Genomic DNA, 17,845 nt, shown 5'->3' on the forward strand with positions numbered 1-17,845 from the left:
ACCTCCATGCGACCGATAAGCTTTCTCTCATTTCCTTATCAGTTGATCAGCTTCGAACCGCAGGCTTGGGCGCCATCATCCGTAAGCCTCCACCGAAGCATGCCGACGTCATCAACACCGTCAATTTTTGTCAGACCAAGATTGTACGTCTCGAACGCGAGGACACATTTTTTTACGATAGGCTTTAGGCGTTGTCGAAACTGGCCAACGATGATCTTTTTGAACTCGCGACCCGCTTCGGGCGAAATCGGGTTAATCAACTCATAGCGCCAGCACGCTACGATTCTTGATCCTCCACAATCCCTTTCAATTCGGTCAACTGGAATCCAGATGGGCGGCGATTGAAAATCGACCCACGCCACATCAGCTAGAAGCAGCTGCTTGCAAATCTCGGCTATGCGAGTGGCATGGTCGAGTACTGCAAACTCTGGTCGCCTGTTCAGGATTTCCGAGTCGTTCCAAAGAGCAATCTCCGAGATAAGCGGGTTCAGTGAGAAAGCGAACTTGAGATTTTGATTTCCGCTGCCGTTATTGTCTTTCATTTCTAATTCCAAATTTTCTAAGAGTCCGAGGCTTGATGCAGCTTGTCTGCACTCCAACCATTTACAAGATCGGGAATGCCAGCGAGCAACCGGCCACCAACGGTAGGGTGGCAAGAGATTGCCTGGCAGGCCGAGCCGATCTACTGGCTCAGCCTGTCGACTCAATCAGGCGGCGCTTCAAGCCGGTCGGGAAATGCCGTGGTAGGCAACAAACTCTCGCCCGCATTCCAGAGCCGAAATCGCAGACGTGATCGGGAACCGATGGTACCCGTTAATGACCTCGGGCTCTGCGAGGTCCACGACTCGTAGGCCCTTCTTTGCGTCTTGGCCCAGCGAGTACCAGGCAAATTGTTTCGTCGCGGCCGTAGACCGCGCGAGGTCCTCCACGATCAACCCGCTTTCGAACTCGGGACCCATTAACCTGACGTCGCCGATCAATATGAGGTCGATTATCGCGCCCACCACGCTCCAACTTTCCTTTAGTGCCGCTTGATCGAGAGTAGCGCTATATTTCTTTGCCAACTTGAGTGCGCGCAGCATCTCTTGCCTCGTCAGGCGAAAGCAGATCTTGTGCTTCGCAAGCTCCCACAGCCGCTCGTCTGAAACATCGCCGCGGAGCTCCTTGGCTGCCTCGCTGAAGCAAAAGAATATAGCGTCGTAATCCTCCTCTGCTGTGACGAGACCTAAGGCTCGTAGGGCAAGGATTATCGCCACGAGCCGTCGCTGCTCTAGTTTGCCATCAAGGTCGCCGCGGACCTGCCCTGAGGCTTTGCCGTCCATGGCACGGGCGACCTCGAATGTGAATGCATCGACAAGTATCTTATTCATGAGTTCTCTCCTGTAATTGGCTAGTGAACGCGGTTTTGCGGTCACCGGCCCCTTTACAAGATCGATTTTTGCGGCTCGGCCGCCTCGACCTGAATTCGCGTCAACTGATTAGGAAATTCTGAAAACCTTATCAGTGGTGACATGCGAGATTTTCCCTTGCGCGCACACGTAGATTCTCTAGAATCTTGCTGTAACTGGTTTAAGTACGATGGCCGGCAAGCAAGCCAAGACACTTTCAACTGATCATATCAACGATCTCTTGTTTTTCGCCGCGCGCTCTCGCCACCCGCTTCGCAACCGTCTCATCGTCTTGCTCTCGGTCAAGGCCGGCCTTCGCGCCGCCGAGATTGCCAAGTTGACATGGGCCATGCTGCTCGACCCAAGCGGCGAGGTCGGCAGCACGCTTGAAGTTCGCGACGAGATCGCCAAGAAGCGCAGTGGCCGCTCGATTCCAATTCATCCTGAGCTTCGACAGGCACTCGTCGAGGCGCGGCGGCTATCTAAGGGGCATGGCCCGCTTATTCGATCGGAGCGGGGCGGCGCAATGACACCAATGAGCATCGTTGTCTGGTTCAGCCGCGCTTACGACGCGCTCGGGTTCGATGGATGCTCGTCACACTCCGGGCGTCGAACTTTCATCACGCGAGCGGCACGCTCGGTTCATAAGGCAGGCGGCTCGCTGCGCGACGTTCAACTGCTGGCCGGCCACCGATCGATCCAGACCACGCAGCGCTACATCGATGGCGATAGCGATGCCCAACGGAGGCTGGTATCCCTCATCTAGCAACCAACGTTTCGAGCCAGCGCTCGGCAAAGCGTCCCTCCGGCACAAGGACGGCCGTTGCCAAGAGAACTTTCGATCCGCTGCGCCGGGCGGAAAGCTTGATCCGGACTGTCTGCGCAGTCGCGGGATCAATGCCGTTCCTTGATGAAATCGACGACGAGATTCGGCACGCAGGTCTAGATCGAGCGGTCGCCCTCGCCGATACGCCTACAATTTTTGATTGGCTCGTTACGGCTTTTAGCTTCCAGGGCATCTCGGACCGCGTCGCGCGCGACTACATCAACAAGCATGGAACGGCGTCCTGGTCAGCGATTGAAGCGAGCGAAAAAAATGCGCCGGCCTGTCCCAAGCTGCGTAGCTATTGGCATTTCGAGGGTTGCCGATACGACAAGACCAGCTCGACCTGCGCGGAGCCCGATCACATCGATACCTGCCCCCTGCCCCGTCCGCAGCTCCGCAACGGCCGACTCAACCAAACCGCATACTCACTCTTCTTGTTCGTCCGCGACCTCGCTGACGGGGACTTGGTACGCTGGATCGACGGCCAACTGGACAGCGCGAAAGGTGAGACCACGTCCGAACTGGAAGCCGCACGGCAGGAAGCCTTGGTTGGTCCCCTTCGAAACATCTACGGTGTGTCGGACAAGATATTAATGATGACGCTTTCAACGCTGCTGATCGGCGCGCGCGAGCACCGGCCGCTCTGGCTTGATACCGGTACCGCAATGATCGCGGTAGACACGCTGGTTCATAACTTTCTGCATCGCACGGGCATTTTACAGGACTGCGATAGTTCTCACGCTTATGGCGCGGCCTGCTACAGCCCGGGTGGTTGCGCTGAAATCATCAGGACCGTGGCCGGCCGCATCGATGCGCGCACATTAAACCCTGCCTTCCCGAAGAGGTTCGCGCGATTTGTGCAGAACGCCATCTGGCGGTTTTGCGCAGGCGACTGCCTGAACCTGTGCAACGGCAACCGAATTGACGACCGACAAGCCTGCCAAATCGGCTACTGCCACCTGCACCAAAGGTGCGGCCGAATACCGTTAAAAAAGGCAAAAATAGGCGTTAAAACAGCCACTTAAGCACTTGCATAGCGCAGGATTCGCTTGAGGCGGCAGCACGATTCGCCTATACTCGCTCTACAAGGTCTAACAACGACTTTGCAATTTATAGTGGAGAAACTTCCGTGATTGAGTTGCCTCGGCGAGCACCTGGCTCGCCACCGTGGCCAAGCCACGACATCGCTAAAACCGCAGACCACGGGGCCCTATTGGGCCCCGTCTGCTTTTGAGGAGGAGAAACATGGGAAAGCAGCCAGAGAAAAAGACGGCCAGCGGTCCAGATAAGCTCTTTGTTTTTGGCCTTGATGAGGACGGCAAGCCGCGGGGTGCCCGATTTGCCGAGTTCAACGAGAAAGTCGTTAGCGCCGCGGCACAAATGAAGTTGGCGTCCGTGCACCCGGCCTCGGCAGCGGTCACCGAGATCGGAATGAGGCTCCCCGTGGGGAGGCTGTACGCAAGCGGCAAGGCATTCGTACCACCGATCCGGCGCGATCTCCTCAGCAAGCTCAAGGCAGCGCTCGAGGCGCCCGGAGACGATAGCCACGTTCATCAACCCGCACCGGCGCCCGAAAAGGCAAGAGCTGGCGGCGTTGTTGCTGCTGGCCTGCCGCGCACGTGGGAGAGCATCGATGTCGGCCAACTGGTCCTCGTTGAGGACGATGACCCCGGATACGGCTGGTGGCCCTGCTTGGTGACCAAGCGCGAGGGCCAGGTCTTGACCCTTCGGCTACGCGACTACCCCGACAAGGGCACCTACGTGCGGCACATCGCCCAGGTGGGCCTCGTCAACCCCGGCCCAGAGTAGCCTCCGCAACTTGCCGCCAAGCCCGGACCACGGCCCGGGCTTTTATACGCTGACCATGCCGGACGCTGATCAACACCGACCCAGGCAGAACCACCAATACAGAGATGGAGAAACAGCCATGTCCATGCAGACGGACACGGATCGCATTCGCGCGCTCAACGACGAACTTCGGCAGCACCTTCTCGGCGGCGGAGCCGTGATCACCACGGGGATCGCAGAACTAGGCGCTGAGGCGGTCAAACGTCTGGTCAAAACCATTGCGGTATTCGACGATTTTTGCCAGGCCAATGACCCTCACGAGGAGCACGATTTTGGCGTCTTCGATTTCGAAGGGACGCACGTCGCGTTCAAGATCGACTACTACGACAAATCTCTTACCTTCCATTCGCCCAACCCAGCAGATCCCTCCGTCACCGAACGGATAATCACGATCATGAGGGCGGACGAATACTAGCGTTCTCGGTATCCCCCCAAATTATCTTCACTGCTCGCTCAAGAGCTTGACGAGCGGCACCGACAAAGCCTCAGCAATTCGAGCCATCGCCAAGAGGCTGGGGTTACGCCGCCCTCGCTCGATCCCGCCGATGTAGGTCAAGTCCAGGTCAGCTTCCTGTCACCTGGATCATCAGTTTTATTGCCGGCCTCCTGATATACGCGTCTGTTGAGGGTTAGGCGGCCTAAACGCCAGTGCCGGGCTCCTTCGCGAGCCCGGACGCTCTCCCCCGCCCATCATACTGCCTCACCCGAACGATCAGCGAGCGCCTTCGCTACTCGTTCATCAGAGAAAAAGAGCCAAATAAGATGAAACGTATATTCCTTTTGATCTTTGTTCTGTTGTCCACCGCAGCTTCGGCCGAACAGGTGAGAATCCCGTGGAAGGGTGACTACCCGCACAATTCGATCAAGCACTGGTCCAAGGACAACCCCTACGACTCCGGGTTCTCCAAGAATTTCAAGAATGGGGCGCCGGAGGAGTTCGGCGAAGTTCAGAAGGACGGCGAGTTGAACGTTTTCATCTACTCACCGAAGGACGCAAAGGGTCCGGTACCGTTCGTTGTCGTGCTGCACGGCTGCGATGGCTTATCGACGCTGACCAAAGAGTGGACGCAGCATGTCGCCGATGTGCTCAACGGCCAAGGCATCGGTGCGTTGGTGCTCGACAGCTTCACTACACGGTACGTGGACAATAGCTGCGGGCTTGCCGATCTGCACTGGGGTCGGCGTCGTTCTGATGACGCGTACTCCGCTCTCGACTACCTGATCGAAAAGAAGCTCACCAAGGCGGACGAGGTCTATGTCATGGGCTACAGCAACGGAGGCACGACGGCGCTGGTGTCGATGACCAGCCAGGAGAACGACCACAGGCACCGCTTTGCGGCGGCATTCGCGATTGCTCCAGGGTGCAGTCCGTCGCTGCAGCATTCCGCAAGATATACAGGGCCGATTATCGTCTTTATGGGGGACCATGACGACGCCAACAATCCCAACTGGTGCGAAGAACTGGCGAAGACGAAGCGGTCTGCTCCGGTGCAGATGATCGAGTATCAAGGTGCCAATCATGGTTTCCCAGTGAACGCGCCAGCGCACGACTTTATGGGCTGGCACCTGAGCTACAGTCCGGCTGCGGAGAAAGACATGATGCAGACGATCATCTCCGCGATCAGAACAAAGCACTTCGCCAAAGGCATCGAGATCCGATGACCGCTCACACGAGGACCTTCTTATGGGCCAGAAATCGGAACCGCCAGGGTTCGACCTAGTCTATGTCCTTAGACTCGACCACCGAGGACATCCACGGGGCGCTCGATTCAACGTCCTAAAGGACAGCATCGTCTCCGCGGCTATGGACGTGGGCTGCCGTATCCTCATCCGACAGCCCCCCGAGGTGAGTGCGCTGGCCAGAAAACTGCCGCTGGGCTACGTGCTCGGCACTGGGAAGGTAGTCAAGTTATTGATCCCGAGAATTGGATATGATCTCTACAGACAGATTTTGGAAGCTGCGCGCGCTGCTGGAATTGATGAAGAAACCAGAATCGCCGCTATCATTTCGACGACCGTGCATTGAGTTTTTCGACCAGCAGTTTGCCAGAAAACATGACTTAGGAGCGCCCCAAGGGCTACGACCGATTGCTAATGTTGAGACAGGTATTAGCAGAGGGGTTTTGCCATTGCTCTGAGCCATGACGGCCCCCATGCCTGACGTGAACTTCACATTGGCACCCACAAGGGCACGAGGCCGGTCGGCGTGTCGGCTGAGGCCGCACTCCCCGGCTCCGACCACGAACAAGGAGGCCGGTCGGGGTGCCTCTCTTGGGGGTATACTGGCTCCGAGGATACCTGCCGCTCCAAAAACGCGTAACACCATGGGGCCGGCTGGCCGGGTGCGCACGTTTGGCCGTTGGCATCAACCGGAAACGTAGACCCACTGGTGGCGATTGGGATTAAGCCGCCATCAATTAGTCCGGCCGCAATCATCTCGAAGGCAGAAAAGACGGGCCGTATACCACGGCCCGTCTCCTACGACTTACACACGATCATGCAGTTGGGTGTGTCGTTGCAGCGCTTGAAATCTTTGTGGCAATTTCCCTCATGCGCTTTCCTATGGTGTAGTGAGTAGTGACATAGGCGGGGGCTTCTAGTTCTGCCTCCCATGCAACGAGTAGCTTCATTGCGACCAATTGATCCAACAGTGTCAGTACCTGATCATCAACGGTAACCAGATTTCCGCGCAGGTCAGATGCCCCGGCATGGACCGAAGCATTCTTGGCGTTCGTTTTTCTCATCATCTTCTCCTCAGAGAGTGTCCCGTTCGCGACATGCGTTCGGCGACCTCTAGGAGAGATTTACAAGTTTCAAAATCGCTCGATTGCGGATCGCATTTTTTCGCAGATGATCGCCTCGAGCGACTGTACGTTTCCTGGATTGTCGCCTCGAGAATTGGCAGGCTTCATCAAAAGAGCGAGCAGGCTGCACCCCCTCGCGCATCAACATGAACTACCGCGCCCTCTTCAAATCCACGGATCGCAGCGGCATTTGTCCGGCGATGAACGCACGATGGAAGGAAAGGGCGGTCTTTTGAGCCCGCCCACAGTGATGTGCGTTTGCATCGACTCCACGGCGCTGCGGGCGAGTATCGTGATCGCCTGACGTTCGCAGTCAAATTCGGGCTCCTGCTACAGGACGAGAACGGAGCCCTCGTCTATGCGGCCATGCTTGAACGTCTTCAAGGTGTAGTCGGCCATAGTGCCTTCTGTGATTGGGGTAACATCGATCCGCGCCAACCGACGGTTCAGATACTTTCGGCCATTCTCCTGAAAGTGCTGATCCAATGGCACCGTCAAGCGCGACAGCGGTCCCCGAAGCCAATACTGAAATTCAACCGGAAGGACCGGATCGGTCCGCGGCGGCACAAGAGCAACCACATTGAAGTGAAGCCCGTCGTTGGCCGTCGCCGACTGGCCAACCTTGCCCCGATTCCATTTAAAGACCGGAAGGTCGGGGCAACCGAAAAACAGCGGCCGCAGATGCGCAAAGCGCTCCGCGTTTGGCCTTCGGACAATGTGGTGCATGAGGATCCAGTGAACTCGCTCCACCTCTTGCGCCATGATATGCATCTGTGTCTGACGTGACCCTGGCAATTGGTTGAACATGAAATTCAGGTAGTAAGCCCGTCTTCCTTCATCCATCAGCTCACCGATGCGGTGCGAATAGGCTTCAACGAGTATCTCCCGGCGTTCAGTTTCCGAGGGTTGGCGATAAGTTGTCATGTGCGATGTTGACCTAGCTGGTTTTTGAGTGAATTCAGAACCAAGCAAATCCATATGGAGAGGCTGAATTCTCCACTTTGCAGTACCGCGCATCGGGGCAACCACTGAGCGCGTCGGCTATGTGTTCTGAATTAGCATTTTACAGGTTTGATCTTTGAGGCGCGTCGTGTCGGAGGCTGACCCACGCTGTGAAGCCACGCACTGCATTCTAAGGGGTGCAAAAACGTGGGGTGCCGCTTCGACAAGCACGCGACACCCCACCGGTGGTCGTCAGATTATTCTTCGAAATCGTCGCCAACCACTTCGGATGTTGCGACACCCTCAGTTAGCCTTTCAACCTTTGTGACTGTCAGATCACACGACTTTTGGCGAACGCAGATTGCCGAGAGGGTATATCGTGTGCCCACTGGATGTTGATCGATTTCGTCAAAATCCGAACTCTTCATATGGATGATGACTTTTCTCTCTCTGTCGTTAGGGAGGTCGCGTTCGAAGACGCCGCCTTCGCCGTCCTTGCAATCGGCGAGGTTGTCGTCGCCTTGGGTTAGTTGTGGCGGCTTCGGGTTGTTAATTCCGTCCGGGTGGACGGCGCCATCGAGAGCTTCGCTTTTTGGTGTACCGGCGCCTGACGTTTGCAGCTTTTGCAGTCGAGCCTTGGAGCCAGCGGCCGTCGTAGCCTGATGTTGGTTAAGCACCTCCATCTGCTTCGCAGCGTCGCCCGCCTTGGCGATTCTAAGAAGCAAGCGTTGGTTGTCGTCCAAGCGCAGATCGCGAAGTCTCTGCTGGACCTCGACGGCAATTCCGGCAATTTTTCGCGACCTCGCAAGCCGGTCTTTTGGAAGGTTTAGCTTCTTTGCGACCTTCCGGATGTACTGCTCGCCAGGCTGCGGCCCACCACGAGGTGTCGCATCTTGCGCCACCTTCTCTTTCATCAGCTCGAACAAGTCATTGTCGATCAGCGCGCGGTCAAGCGCCGTTCGAACTCTGCCTCGCTGACCGGCGTTCCTTCTAAATTTGGCGTCCCAGTCGCCCAGGTTTGACCAAACAATCGCTGATATCGTCGTCGAGCCGATCTCCTTGAGCGCGGCAAGACGAATATAGCCGTCTAGAAGCTGATAGGTCCCATTTCGTCCCTTGCGCACTACGATGGGTGGCGCAACATCGCCACCCAGAGAAATCGAAGCCTTCAGTTCAGCGATGGCCGCGAGATCTGGTGCGAGCAACTGATGCCCTACTTCGATCTCAGATATCGGCAGGACCATGAGCACCTCGGTTGCCGCGCTCGGGCCATGGCTGGCCTTCGGCGGTTTCGGTGACGGAGACTTATTCTTCTCTTTCTTCTTCTTTTTCGGCCCGAAATGAAGGTTCTTGAAGTTCACGTTCTTTAGCCATCGGCTAATTTCGAGCGAATCCTCTTTCGACAGTTTTCCAAGCGGCATTTTGACGTCTCAATTCTTAACGGGTTTTCATGGCACTCAGAGACGAGCTGCCCATGCTCAGAGTGCGGCTCAGATCGCCAGCACTGCACACCAAGGTGTGACCCGTTTGATTGAGTTGGAATCTACGGAGCACATGCCAAATCGGCCGCAGCTAGCGGGGCGAAGTCCACGTCCACGTCCACGTGATGACTGGCACTTTGGCTCAGTAGAGAAAGGATGAGACTATCGGCGTCTGTCCACTATACGCACGCTCTCCTAGCTGCGGGTATAGTACCGACCAATCTGCAGATCAAGTCCCCGGGCGACGCTACGATAAGGCGGAAGCCAAAAATGGTCTGCGTCGGTCGGTTCAGAGGTTGACGTGTGCACGCGAACCTTGAACTTCGCTCGATCGTTGTATATATCGGCAGGTCTGTGGTGAGTCGTTTAGAGACTCGCCGCGTCGTTCTACACCACACCCAAAACTCAACGACGGTCCGTTAGTTAGCGACTGTACACCGTCCGGTCCGCAACTGAAGTCCTTTCGGACTTCGGAAGACGTGTGTGGGTATGGACGACAGTCTTGTTGCTAGCCGGATCGCCGCTGACGCGCCACTCCGCCTTTCCATCGCTGCAAAGCTGGCTTTTCCCGACGGTTCGATGACAGCATCGGGCCTGCGGCGCGAAGCTCTGCGCGGTCGCCTGCAAGTAGAGCGTATTGCCGGCAAAGACTACACCACCCTGGAAGCCATCAATGAAATGAGGAAATTATGCCGCGTCCAAGCAAGGGAGCTCGGCTCTACAAACGTAAGCCCAGATATAGAGACGGCAAGGTCATCCACCAAGCCGTCTGGATCATCAAAGACGGCGATCGCCATATCGCCACAGGATGCCTTGCGAGCACGTCTGAAAAAAAGCCGCCAGCAAAAGCAGAACAAGCCCTAGCGGACTACATCGCTCGTAAGTATCAACCCGAACGGCGCCGCCAAGACATTGAGGACATCGATTGTGCTGATGTCCTCTCGATTTATCTGACCGACATTGGCGAGCCCGGCGACCAGTTCGAGATCGAGGCCCGCATTGAGCGGCTCAACGAGTATTGGGGTGGCAAGAAGCTGGCGCAGGTTAATGCCCAGACTTGTGCAGGCTACACCAAACATCGCGGCAGTCCGGGTGGCGCTCGCCGCGACCTTGAGACACTGCGCGCCGCGATCAATCACCACGCAAAGGAAGGCTTTCACCGCGGCATAGTGCGAGTGTCGCTCCCTCCCAAAGGTGAGGCCCGCGACCGATGGCTGACCCGCAAGGAGGCCGCAGCGCTGCTTTGGCATTGTTGGAGGTACCGCGAGAAGCAGACGATCCACTCGGGAACCTCGAAGGGCGGTCCGGTCGCCACGAACCGAAGGCCTCTGCGTCATATCGCGCGGTTTATCTTGATCGGCCTGTATACTGGCACTCGGGCAGGCGCGATCGCATCGGCGTCGCCATATGCGCTAACTGGGCGCTCGTACGTGGATCTGGAGCGCGGCATTTTTTATCGTAAGGCCATTGGCAAGCGAGCGACCAAGAAGCGACAGACGCCAGCACCCATCCCGCCTCGGCTGCTCACCCACCTTCGGCGTTGGTGGAACCGTAAGCTGATCGCAGAGTGCTTTGTTGAATTCAACGGCAAGCCGGTAGCTTCGGTGAAAAAGGGCTTCAAGACCGCCGTGGGGCTTGCCCGCCTGCCCGGGAGGGTCACACCCCACACCCTGCGCCATACAGCTGCGACGTGGCTGATGCAGCGTGGCGTGCCAATCTGGGAGGCGGCAGGCTTCCTGGGCATGTCACCCGAGGTCTTGCAGGACACGTATGGCCATCACCACCCAGACTTCTTGCATGGGGCGGCCGCGGCCATTGGCCAAAAGAGCCGGTACGTTTCGGTGGCCGAAACGGTGGTCAACTTGACCGAGGATCGAAATCAGAAGAAAAAGCCTAATGATTTCTGGTCGGAGTGGCAGGATTCGAACCTGCGACCCCTGCGTCCCGAACGCAGTGCTCTACCGGGCTGAGCCACACTCCGACTGAGACCGCGGCTTATAGCGTCGGGTTTCGCCCACCGCAAGAAGCCGGATGTAAGGAATTTGCTCTCACGTGAAAACGGTCCTGACCACCAAGATCCTGCCGGCCGACGAGGCGGGCGTGAAGGAGGCGGCGCGGTGCCTCGCCGCGGGCGGCCTGGTCGCGTTCCCGACCGAGACCGTCTATGGCCTGGGCGCGGACGCCACCAACTCGGCCGCGATCGCGCGCCTCTATGAGGCCAAGGGCCGGCCGCTGTTCAATCCGCTGATTTCCCATGTCGCGGGCTTCGAGGCGGCGCGGCGGCTTGGCCGGTTCGACGCGGTCGCCTGCGCACTCGCCCAGGCCTTCTGGCCGGGTCCCCTGACCCTGGTGCTGCCGAAACGCCCGGATTGCGAGGTGGCGGAACTTGCCACTGCGGGGCTCGACACCATCGCCGTCCGTGTTCCTGCCCATCCCACGGCGCACGCCATCCTCGCCGCGCTCGGCAAGCCGGTGGTGGCCCCGTCGGCCAATCTCTCCGGCCATGTTTCCCCGACCTCGGCCGCCCATGTCAAAAGCGATCTTAAGGGGCGCATCGACCTGATCATCGATGGCGGGCCCGTCGCGGTCGGTGTCGAATCCACCATCATCGGCTGTTTCGGAACCCCGATGCTGCTCCGCCCGGGCGGCGTGCCGCGCGAGGAGATCGAGCGCGTGCTCGATCGCCCTCTGAAGCAGGCGCCGGCTGATACGGACAGCGACGGCGCGCAGCCCCTGGCCCCGGGCATGCTGACGTCCCATTACGCGCCCCGAGCGAAGGTCCGGCTCAATGTACGGAGCCTCAAGCCCGGCGAGGCCCTGCTCGCCTTCGGCAGGCCCGATGTCGCAGGACGGGAGCATGCAGCCGCGACGATGAATTTGTCGGAAAGCGGCGACCTGGCTGAAGCAGCCAGCCATCTTTTTGGTTATCTTCGCATGCTCGACGCGACAAATGCACATACGATCGCGGTGATGCCCGTTCCGCCACACGGTTTGGGCGAAGCCATCAACGACCGGCTGCGCCGCGCAGCCGCAGGGCGGGAATGATCTCAAGAAAGTCAAACAATGAATATCGTCCAATCCTCATCGGTGCCGCCGCTCCCGCCTGAGCTGATCGCAAAGTTCAAGAAGATCGTGGGCGACAAATACGCGGTCACCGATCAGACCGACATCGAGCCTTACGTCACCGAGGAACGCGATCTGTTCCATGGCCGTTCGCCTTTGGTGCTGCGGCCGGGGTCCACAGCCGAAGTCGCTGCGATCTGCAGGCTCGCAACCGAATACAAGATTGCGCTCGTGCCACAGGGCGGCAATACCGGGCTCGTCGGCGGCCAGACGCCGCACAATGGCGAGGTCGTCATTTCGCTGCGGCGGCTGGACAAGATCCGCGAGGTCGACGTCGCCTCCAACACCATGACGTGCGAGGCCGGCGTGGTGCTGCAGGTCGCGCAGCAGCGCGCCACTGATGTCGACCGGCTGTTCCCGCTCTCACTGGGCGCGGAAGGCAGTTGCACCATCGGCGGCAATCTCTCCACCAATGCCGGCGGCACCACGGCACTCGCTTACGGCGTGGCGCGCGAGATGGCGCTCGGCCTGGAGGTGGTCCTGGCCGACGGCCGCGTGCTCAACCTCCTGTCCAAGCTGAAGAAGGACAATACCGGCTACGACCTGCGCAACCTCTTCATCGGCGCGGAAGGCACGCTCGGCATCATCACGGCGGCGACACTGAAACTGTTTCCAAAGCCGCGCGCGATCGAAACCGCCTTTGTCGGCCTGAAATCGCCGGCGCAGGCGCTCAAGCTGTTATCGATCTCGCAGAACGAGGCGGCCGGCACGCTGACGAGTTTCGAACTGCTCGCCGAGATCGCGGTCGATTTTTCGATCCGGCATGGCATCGACGTGCGCGATCCCTTGTCTGGTAAACATCCATGGTATGTGCTGATGGAGCTGTCCTCGCCGCGCGACGATGCGCGCGCGACGCTGGAAGCGATCCTCGCAAAGGCTCTGGAAGACGAGATCATCGACGACGCTGTGATCGCTGCAAACTTGAGCCAGCGCCTCGCGTTCTGGAAACTGCGTGACGAAATGTCGGCGGCGCAGAAGCCGGAAGGCGGCTCGATCAAGCACGACATCTCCGTGCCGGTTGCGGCGGTGCCGGAGTTCATTGCCGAGGCCAATGCGGCGGTCGTCAAATTGATCCCCGGGGCGCGGCCCGTGCCGTTCGGCCATCTCGGCGACGGCAACATTCACTACAATGTCAGCCAGCCGATCGGTGCCGATACCGGCGGCTTCCTGGCGCGCTGGCATGAGGTCAACGCCGTCGTCTTCGATATCGTGCTGAAGCTCGGCGGCTCGATTTCCGCCGAACACGGCATCGGCGTGCTCAAGCGTGACGAGCTGCCGCAAGTGAAGGACAAGGTCGCGATCGAGCTGATGCGGCAAGTCAAGGCGATGCTCGATCCGCTCGGCATCATGAATCCCGGAAAGGTGTTGTGAGCATGTCTGCGAGGGAGGCTGGCGCGACGCTGTCGGTCGCGCCGATCGAGGATGCCGATGTCGCCGACATCGTCACCTTGTGGGAGCGCTGCGGCCTGACGCGCCCATGGAACGAGCCGGCGGCCGACATCGCGCTGGCGCGGCGGGACACGAACGCGACCATTCTGGTCGGCCGCGAGGGCGAAGCGATTGTCGCAACCGCGCTGGTCGGCCATGACGGCCATCGCGGCTGGGTCTATTACGTCGCGGTCGATCCCGGGCATCAAAAGAAGGGCTTTGGCCGTACCATCATGGAGGCAGCCGAGGATTGGCTGCGAAAGACTGGCGTCGAAAAAATAATGTTGTTGGTGCGTCCTGAAAACACGGCAGTGCGCGCGTTCTATGAATCGATCGGCTATGGCGAGCAGCCCCGGATCATTTTCGCCAAATGGCTCGATGGCCGCCCGCTGACGCCGTGATCGCCGTCACACCACCAGGGGTGCCATGAGCGTTTCCGATCGCATCCGCATCACAGGCGAGCGCGTGCTCTCCAAGAATCACGGCACGCTCAAAAGCTTCAGCTTTGCGTGGCGGCGCGCCGATGGAGCGTGGCAGACGCTCACGCGCGACGTTTTCGACCGCGGCAATGCCGCGGCGATCCTGCCCTATAATCTGGCGCGGCGCACGGTGGTGCTGGTCCGCCAGTTCCGCCTTCCTCCATACGTCAACGGCCACGACGATCTTCTGATCGAGGCGGCCGCGGGCCTGCTGGACGAGGCCTCACCCGAGGAGCGCATCCGCGCCGAGGCCGAGGAAGAGACCGGCTACCGACTGCACGACGTCCATAAGGTATTCGAGGCGTTCATGAGCCCGGGCGCACTGACGGAAAAGATCCACTTCTTCGTCGCCGAATATGAGCCGCACATGCGCATCGGCAACGGCGGCGGCCTCGTCGACGAGGGCGAGGACATCGAGGTGCTGGAGCTCGGGATCGACCAGGCGCTGGCGATGATCGCCGACGGCCGCATCGCCGATGCGAAGACGATCATGCTGCTGCAGCACGCGGCGCTGAATATTTTCAGGTAGTCATTGTAGGGTGGGCAAAGCGCTAGCGTGCCCACCCTCTCGAAGCACACCACCCTGTCGAAGCACGCATGCTTGTCATAGGCGCGCCGCCACGCGCCGTTTATTCCGGTGTTCCGTCATTCCGGGGCGATGCGAAGCATCGAACCCGGAATCTCGAGATTTCCGGGTTCGACGGCAACCGCCCGCGCTTTGCGCGGCCGGTTGTCATCGCCCCGGAATGACGGAGCCGCTACGGCTCGCTGCGTCGGCCTGCGATAGCCGGCTTCGATTTGATCTGGCTCACCCCCCTGCAAGCGCCGCGTCCTGTAGTTTCGGGCGCGCCAAGGATGTTCGTCATGCGGCAAGCGTCGCGGCCGGACGGAGAGGAGCCTTGATGCAGCCCGAAGGCACAAGCTGACGGCGGCACCAGCTTCCGCTTCACGCTGGTCGGAGCAAAAAACGAAGAGCCGGTCGGCTAAGGCGCATCGGCCTTGATTGAACCGACGCGCTGTCAGTCCGTCATCCCCGCGCAAACGGCATCGCCGTTTGTCGCTGGAGGCGCTCGCGCAAGCGAGCCTCGAAGGATGAACGGCCCGTGTACAGACAGCCGGGCCGTTGCCCATCGAGGCCTCCGGTGCGCGGAGGCACCTCAGGAGTGACGGCGATAGATGAAACTTCGTTTCAAGCTGATGCTGACGATGGTCTCCTCCAACCTCAGAACAGACTTCCCTGCCCGTCGTCCGTCACGACGGGCGGTGCTTTGCGCACCGGCCGTTTCGAAGGCTTCGGTGCTTCTTCCGCAGCACGTTGCTCGTCCGTGATCGGCAGCAGCAGTTGCGGATCGTCATTGTCGGCATGATTGACCCGCGTCGAGACCTCATGCCAGGCAAAGCTGCCTTCTTGCGGGCCGACCAGCAGCGCCATGACCGGCTCGGCGCGATCCTCGCTGCAATCGAGCCAGCGCGCGACATCGTCGAGCCCGATCGTGACCGGCACACGAGGATGCAGCACGGCAAGATCGCGGCTGGCAGGCGCGGTGACGATGGCAACCGTGTCGACTTCCTCGCCGTTGGGTCCCATCCAGGTTTCAGCCAGTCCTGCAAGCCCGAACGGCTGCTTGTCGCGGCGATAGACGAAGAAGGGCCGCCTGCGTCCGCCCGCTGCCTGCCATTCGTAGTAGCCGTCGGCGGGAACGAGGCAGCGTCGTCGTCGGATCGCATTCTTGAACGCGGGCTTCTCCAGCACCGTCTCCGATCGCGCATTGATCAGAAGCGAGAATTGGCGCGGGTCCTTGACCCAGGACGGAATGAGCCCCCAGCGCATCAGCCGAAAATGCCTTCCGCCATTTTCGATAATGACGACAGGTATAGGTTGCGTCGGCGCAATGTTATGCCTTGGCGGGAAATTTGGCTGCTCCGCATAGCCGAAAATCCGCCGCAAGGCCTCTGGAGGCGAAGTAATGACAAATCGTCCGCACATTATGATCGCCTAAATAGGCATCCGTTCAGCCGCTTTTAACCCGGCCTGCGAAACACTGCGCATGATGACCCCATCGGCCGCACCATCCGAAACATCCGCCTTACCGCCGCAAATGACGGGTGCCGACGAGGCAGCCCGCGCGGCGGCGCTGAAGGCCGCCAACATCAATCCCCGCACCGGGCTCGCCACCGACTATCTCAACCACTTCAACGAAGCCATCATGCTGCTCGAGATGATTCCGGACATTCCGGAATGCGCCGATGACTTCCTGCAATGGCGGCCGCTTTCCTACGCCGAGCACTTCATTGCCTCCAATTTCAAGGCGCGCGATCTTGCGATCTGGGCCTACGAATCGGCCGACCCGGAGCTTCGCGCCGAGTTCGACCACATCACAGGAACCATGACCAATATCCTGACCGCGGTCAGCGAGGCCATGGGGCAGGTGCAGCAGGACAAGACCCGCGCCAAGCTCGCCATCCAGGCGACGAGCTGGCTGAAGGAGTTGGTCGCGGCCGCCGGTGGTATTATCAATGGCGGCACCGAGGCCAATGTCGACTACATCATGACCCATTGATGGCTGATGCACCTCCTCCCCCGCCCGCGCGTCCCCAGCATCCGCAGCTTGCGGTGAGCGCGGCCATCTTCCGCGACGACAAGGTGCTGCTGGTGCGGCGCGCCCGCTCGCCGGGCAAGGGCTTCTATTCGCTGCCGGGCGGCCGGGTGGAATTCGGCGAATCCCTGCACACGGCGCTGAGGCGCGAGGTCGGTGAGGAAACCGGCCTTGCGATCGACATTGTCGGGCTTGCCGGGTGGCGCGAGGTGCTGCCCGCAGCCGGCGGCGGCGGGCATTATCTGATCATGTCGTTCGCCGCACGTTGGCGCGCGGGCGAGCCGCGGCTCAACGCGGAACTCGACGATTTCAAGTGGCTCGCGCCCGATGCGCTCGACGACCTCAAGCTCACCGATGGCCTGACCGAGATGCTCGCGGCGGCGGCGCGGCTGATCCGGACCTGAATTGCCGGGCCAAGGCGGCTTGCTTCCGGCGCATCTAAGGGGCTATCAGGCGGACTTCGCCGGACCTTTTCATGCCCAAACGCCGCCTCGCCGCCCTCCTCCTGATCTGCCTCAGCCTTGCCGCGCCTTTACGGGCCGAGGAAGCGGCTGCGCCCTTTGACGGCGACCTGCAGCGGCTCGCCGAGATCCTCGGCGCGTTGCATTATCTCCGGGGCATCTGCGGCAGCAATGAAGGCGCCAAATGGCGCAGCGAAATGCAGGCGCTGATCGACGCCGAAACGCCCTCGGGCGAGCGCCGCACCCGCATGATCGCCGCGTTCAACCGTGGCTATAACGGCTTCCAGCAGACCTATCGCACCTGCACGCCGGCCGCGCTGGTTGCGATCCGCCGCTATATCGACGAGGGCTCCAAGATCTCCCGCGACCTCACTGCGCGCTATGCGAATTAAGGCGGCATCCGGAACCATTCCCCGAAATTATTGACCGCCGTTAACCTTTCCTAAAGAACTGGTCTAGGCGGCCCCG

The 17,845-nt window shown here is 59.7% G+C and carries 22 protein-coding genes, 1 tRNA gene and 1 pseudogene; 15 read left to right on the forward strand and 9 right to left on the reverse strand.

Annotation, left to right across the window (positions count from 1 at the left end; genetic code table 11):
• Positions 1 to 38: 38 nt before the first annotated feature.
• Together P6U23_RS32295 and P6U23_RS32300 are read right to left on the reverse strand one after the other, a co-directional pair.
• Complete coding sequence (locus P6U23_RS32295) at positions 39 to 542, reverse strand: hypothetical protein (RefSeq protein ID WP_407176388.1); 504 nt, start codon at positions 540 to 542, stop codon at positions 39 to 41.
• A 177-nt stretch (positions 543 to 719) separates the two neighbouring features.
• Positions 720 to 1,370, reverse strand: a complete 651-nt coding sequence (locus P6U23_RS32300; protein WP_407176389.1) for a hypothetical protein — start codon at positions 1,368 to 1,370, stop codon at positions 720 to 722.
• A 208-nt stretch (positions 1,371 to 1,578) separates the two neighbouring features.
• Here P6U23_RS32300 and P6U23_RS32305 point away from each other — a divergent pair, with 208 nt between their 5' ends.
• The 4 genes from P6U23_RS32305 to P6U23_RS32320 all read left to right on the forward strand — a co-directional run bounded on the left by P6U23_RS32305 (position 1,579) and on the right by P6U23_RS32320 (position 4,477).
• A complete protein-coding gene (locus P6U23_RS32305) occupies positions 1,579 to 2,154 on the forward strand; it encodes a tyrosine-type recombinase/integrase (RefSeq protein ID WP_407176390.1) in 576 nt (191 codons plus the stop codon).
• Positions 2,155 to 2,285: 131 nt separating this feature from the next.
• Positions 2,286 to 3,239, forward strand: coding sequence for a hypothetical protein (locus tag P6U23_RS32310; protein ID WP_407176391.1), 954 nt, complete (start codon positions 2,286 to 2,288; stop codon positions 3,237 to 3,239).
• 220 nt (positions 3,240 to 3,459) lie between these two features.
• A complete protein-coding gene (locus P6U23_RS32315; RefSeq protein ID WP_407176392.1) occupies positions 3,460 to 4,023 on the forward strand; it encodes a hypothetical protein in 564 nt (187 codons plus the stop codon).
• 118 nt (positions 4,024 to 4,141) lie between these two features.
• Positions 4,142 to 4,477, forward strand: a complete 336-nt coding sequence (locus tag P6U23_RS32320) for a DUF3768 domain-containing protein (RefSeq protein ID WP_407176393.1) — start codon at positions 4,142 to 4,144, stop codon at positions 4,475 to 4,477.
• A 27-nt stretch (positions 4,478 to 4,504) separates the two neighbouring features.
• Here the strand turns inward: P6U23_RS32320 and P6U23_RS32325 are convergent, their stop codons facing one another.
• A complete protein-coding gene (locus tag P6U23_RS32325; RefSeq protein ID WP_407176394.1) occupies positions 4,505 to 4,618 on the reverse strand; it encodes a helix-turn-helix domain-containing protein in 114 nt (37 codons plus the stop codon).
• A gap of 239 nt (positions 4,619 to 4,857) precedes the next feature.
• On the opposite strand from P6U23_RS32325, the gene P6U23_RS32330 reads away from it, so the two are divergent.
• Both P6U23_RS32330 and P6U23_RS32335 read left to right on the forward strand, forming a co-directional pair.
• Positions 4,858 to 5,724, forward strand: a complete 867-nt coding sequence (locus P6U23_RS32330; RefSeq protein WP_407176395.1) for a dienelactone hydrolase family protein — start codon at positions 4,858 to 4,860, stop codon at positions 5,722 to 5,724.
• A gap of 22 nt (positions 5,725 to 5,746) precedes the next feature.
• A complete protein-coding gene (locus P6U23_RS32335) occupies positions 5,747 to 6,088 on the forward strand; it encodes a hypothetical protein (protein ID WP_407176396.1) in 342 nt (113 codons plus the stop codon).
• Positions 6,089 to 6,557: 469 nt separating this feature from the next.
• On the opposite strand, the gene P6U23_RS32340 is transcribed toward P6U23_RS32335, so the two are convergent.
• The 3 genes from P6U23_RS32340 to P6U23_RS32350 all read right to left on the reverse strand — a co-directional run bounded on the left by P6U23_RS32340 (position 6,558) and on the right by P6U23_RS32350 (position 9,229).
• Positions 6,558 to 6,809, reverse strand: coding sequence for a hypothetical protein (locus tag P6U23_RS32340; protein WP_407176397.1), 252 nt, complete (start codon positions 6,807 to 6,809; stop codon positions 6,558 to 6,560).
• Between the two features lie 387 nt (positions 6,810 to 7,196).
• On the reverse strand, positions 7,197 to 7,790 hold the full coding sequence (locus P6U23_RS32345) for a hypothetical protein (protein WP_407176398.1): 594 nt from the start codon (positions 7,788 to 7,790) through the stop codon (positions 7,197 to 7,199).
• 275 nt (positions 7,791 to 8,065) lie between these two features.
• Positions 8,066 to 9,229 (reverse strand): ParB/RepB/Spo0J family partition protein, encoded by a 1,164-nt coding sequence (locus P6U23_RS32350; protein ID WP_407176399.1) that lies wholly within the window; start codon positions 9,227 to 9,229, stop codon positions 8,066 to 8,068.
• Between the two features lie 549 nt (positions 9,230 to 9,778).
• Here P6U23_RS32350 and P6U23_RS32355 point away from each other — a divergent pair.
• Positions 9,779 to 10,153: an excisionase gene (locus tag P6U23_RS32355; RefSeq protein ID WP_407176400.1), complete on the forward strand. Its 375-nt coding sequence runs from the start codon at positions 9,779 to 9,781 to the stop codon at positions 10,151 to 10,153.
• Here the strand turns inward: P6U23_RS32355 and P6U23_RS32360 are convergent.
• Positions 10,150 to 10,539 carry a hypothetical protein gene (locus tag P6U23_RS32360; protein WP_407176401.1) on the reverse strand — a complete coding sequence of 130 codons (390 nt, stop codon included), beginning with the start codon at positions 10,537 to 10,539 and terminating at the stop codon, positions 10,150 to 10,152. The two genes, P6U23_RS32355 and P6U23_RS32360, sit on opposite strands and share 4 nt — an antisense overlap.
• On the opposite strand from P6U23_RS32360, the pseudogene P6U23_RS32365 reads away from it, so the two are divergent.
• A pseudogene (locus tag P6U23_RS32365) lies at positions 10,465 to 11,022 on the forward strand (tyrosine-type recombinase/integrase); the annotation flags it as partial. The gene P6U23_RS32360 and the pseudogene P6U23_RS32365 sit on opposite strands and share 75 nt — an antisense overlap.
• 171 nt (positions 11,023 to 11,193) lie before the next feature.
• On the opposite strand, the gene P6U23_RS32370 reads toward P6U23_RS32365, so the two are convergent.
• A tRNA-Pro gene (locus P6U23_RS32370) sits at positions 11,194 to 11,270 on the reverse strand.
• 71 nt (positions 11,271 to 11,341) lie between these two features.
• Between P6U23_RS32370 and P6U23_RS32375 the strand changes: the two genes are divergently transcribed.
• The 4 genes from P6U23_RS32375 to P6U23_RS32390 are packed head-to-tail and all read left to right on the forward strand — an operon-like array spanning position 11,342 to position 14,848.
• Positions 11,342 to 12,334: an L-threonylcarbamoyladenylate synthase gene (locus tag P6U23_RS32375; RefSeq protein ID WP_407176402.1), complete on the forward strand. Its 993-nt coding sequence runs from the start codon at positions 11,342 to 11,344 to the stop codon at positions 12,332 to 12,334.
• Positions 12,335 to 12,352: 18 nt separating this feature from the next.
• Positions 12,353 to 13,783 carry an FAD-binding oxidoreductase gene (locus P6U23_RS32380; RefSeq protein WP_407176403.1) on the forward strand — a complete coding sequence of 477 codons (1,431 nt, stop codon included), beginning with the start codon at positions 12,353 to 12,355 and terminating at the stop codon, positions 13,781 to 13,783.
• 2 nt (positions 13,784 to 13,785) lie between these two features.
• Complete coding sequence (locus tag P6U23_RS32385; RefSeq protein ID WP_407176404.1) at positions 13,786 to 14,241, forward strand: GNAT family acetyltransferase; 456 nt, start codon at positions 13,786 to 13,788, stop codon at positions 14,239 to 14,241.
• Positions 14,242 to 14,266: 25 nt separating this feature from the next.
• On the forward strand, positions 14,267 to 14,848 hold the full coding sequence (locus tag P6U23_RS32390) for an NUDIX domain-containing protein (RefSeq protein WP_407176405.1): 582 nt from the start codon (positions 14,267 to 14,269) through the stop codon (positions 14,846 to 14,848).
• Positions 14,849 to 15,541: 693 nt separating this feature from the next.
• Here P6U23_RS32390 and P6U23_RS32395 read toward each other — a convergent pair.
• Positions 15,542 to 16,306 (reverse strand): SOS response-associated peptidase, encoded by a 765-nt coding sequence (locus tag P6U23_RS32395; protein ID WP_407176406.1) that lies wholly within the window; start codon positions 16,304 to 16,306, stop codon positions 15,542 to 15,544.
• A 64-nt stretch (positions 16,307 to 16,370) separates the two neighbouring features.
• Here P6U23_RS32395 and P6U23_RS32400 point away from each other — a divergent pair, with 64 nt between their 5' ends.
• The 3 genes from P6U23_RS32400 to P6U23_RS32410 all read left to right on the forward strand — a co-directional run bounded on the left by P6U23_RS32400 (position 16,371) and on the right by P6U23_RS32410 (position 17,769).
• Complete coding sequence (locus P6U23_RS32400; RefSeq protein ID WP_157449990.1) at positions 16,371 to 16,880, forward strand: hypothetical protein; 510 nt, start codon at positions 16,371 to 16,373, stop codon at positions 16,878 to 16,880.
• The gene (locus P6U23_RS32405) at positions 16,880 to 17,320 is read left to right on the forward strand and encodes an NUDIX hydrolase (RefSeq protein ID WP_407176407.1); all 441 of its coding nucleotides are present in this window, start codon (positions 16,880 to 16,882) and stop codon (positions 17,318 to 17,320) included. Before P6U23_RS32400 ends, P6U23_RS32405 begins: the two co-directional genes overlap by 1 nt.
• Before the next feature lie 71 nt (positions 17,321 to 17,391).
• Positions 17,392 to 17,769: a TIGR02301 family protein gene (locus P6U23_RS32410; protein ID WP_407176408.1), complete on the forward strand. Its 378-nt coding sequence runs from the start codon at positions 17,392 to 17,394 to the stop codon at positions 17,767 to 17,769.
• Positions 17,770 to 17,845: the final 76 nt, after the last annotated feature.

The organism is Bradyrhizobium sp. STM 3562 (assembly GCF_045571435.1).
Classification (GTDB): Bacteria; Pseudomonadota; Alphaproteobacteria; order Rhizobiales; family Xanthobacteraceae; genus Bradyrhizobium.

Coding starts and splice junctions, on each gene's coding strand:
- P6U23_RS32360 (WP_407176401.1), bottom strand. CDS start 10,539: ATGCCAAAGCAGCGCTGCGGCCTCCTTGCGGGTCAGCCATCGGTCGCG.
- P6U23_RS32380 (WP_407176403.1), top strand. CDS start 12,353: ATGAATATCGTCCAATCCTCATCGGTGCCGCCGCTCCCGCCTGAGCTG.
- P6U23_RS32300 (WP_407176389.1), bottom strand. CDS start 1,370: ATGAATAAGATACTTGTCGATGCATTCACATTCGAGGTCGCCCGTGCC.
- P6U23_RS32305 (WP_407176390.1), top strand. CDS start 1,579: ATGGCCGGCAAGCAAGCCAAGACACTTTCAACTGATCATATCAACGAT.
- P6U23_RS32320 (WP_407176393.1), top strand. CDS start 4,142: ATGTCCATGCAGACGGACACGGATCGCATTCGCGCGCTCAACGACGAA.
- P6U23_RS32390 (WP_407176405.1), top strand. CDS start 14,267: ATGAGCGTTTCCGATCGCATCCGCATCACAGGCGAGCGCGTGCTCTCC.
- P6U23_RS32345 (WP_407176398.1), bottom strand. CDS start 7,790: ATGACAACTTATCGCCAACCCTCGGAAACTGAACGCCGGGAGATACTC.
- P6U23_RS32315 (WP_407176392.1), top strand. CDS start 3,460: ATGGGAAAGCAGCCAGAGAAAAAGACGGCCAGCGGTCCAGATAAGCTC.
- P6U23_RS32410 (WP_407176408.1), top strand. CDS start 17,392: ATGCCCAAACGCCGCCTCGCCGCCCTCCTCCTGATCTGCCTCAGCCTT.
- P6U23_RS32395 (WP_407176406.1), bottom strand. CDS start 16,306: ATGTGCGGACGATTTGTCATTACTTCGCCTCCAGAGGCCTTGCGGCGG.
- P6U23_RS32385 (WP_407176404.1), top strand. CDS start 13,786: ATGTCTGCGAGGGAGGCTGGCGCGACGCTGTCGGTCGCGCCGATCGAG.
- P6U23_RS32335 (WP_407176396.1), top strand. CDS start 5,747: ATGGGCCAGAAATCGGAACCGCCAGGGTTCGACCTAGTCTATGTCCTT.
- P6U23_RS32350 (WP_407176399.1), bottom strand. CDS start 9,229: ATGCCGCTTGGAAAACTGTCGAAAGAGGATTCGCTCGAAATTAGCCGA.
- P6U23_RS32340 (WP_407176397.1), bottom strand. CDS start 6,809: ATGATGAGAAAAACGAACGCCAAGAATGCTTCGGTCCATGCCGGGGCA.
- P6U23_RS32405 (WP_407176407.1), top strand. CDS start 16,880: ATGGCTGATGCACCTCCTCCCCCGCCCGCGCGTCCCCAGCATCCGCAG.
- P6U23_RS32295 (WP_407176388.1), bottom strand. CDS start 542: ATGAAAGACAATAACGGCAGCGGAAATCAAAATCTCAAGTTCGCTTTC.
- P6U23_RS32310 (WP_407176391.1), top strand. CDS start 2,286: ATGCCGTTCCTTGATGAAATCGACGACGAGATTCGGCACGCAGGTCTA.
- P6U23_RS32400 (WP_157449990.1), top strand. CDS start 16,371: ATGACCCCATCGGCCGCACCATCCGAAACATCCGCCTTACCGCCGCAA.
- P6U23_RS32355 (WP_407176400.1), top strand. CDS start 9,779: ATGGACGACAGTCTTGTTGCTAGCCGGATCGCCGCTGACGCGCCACTC.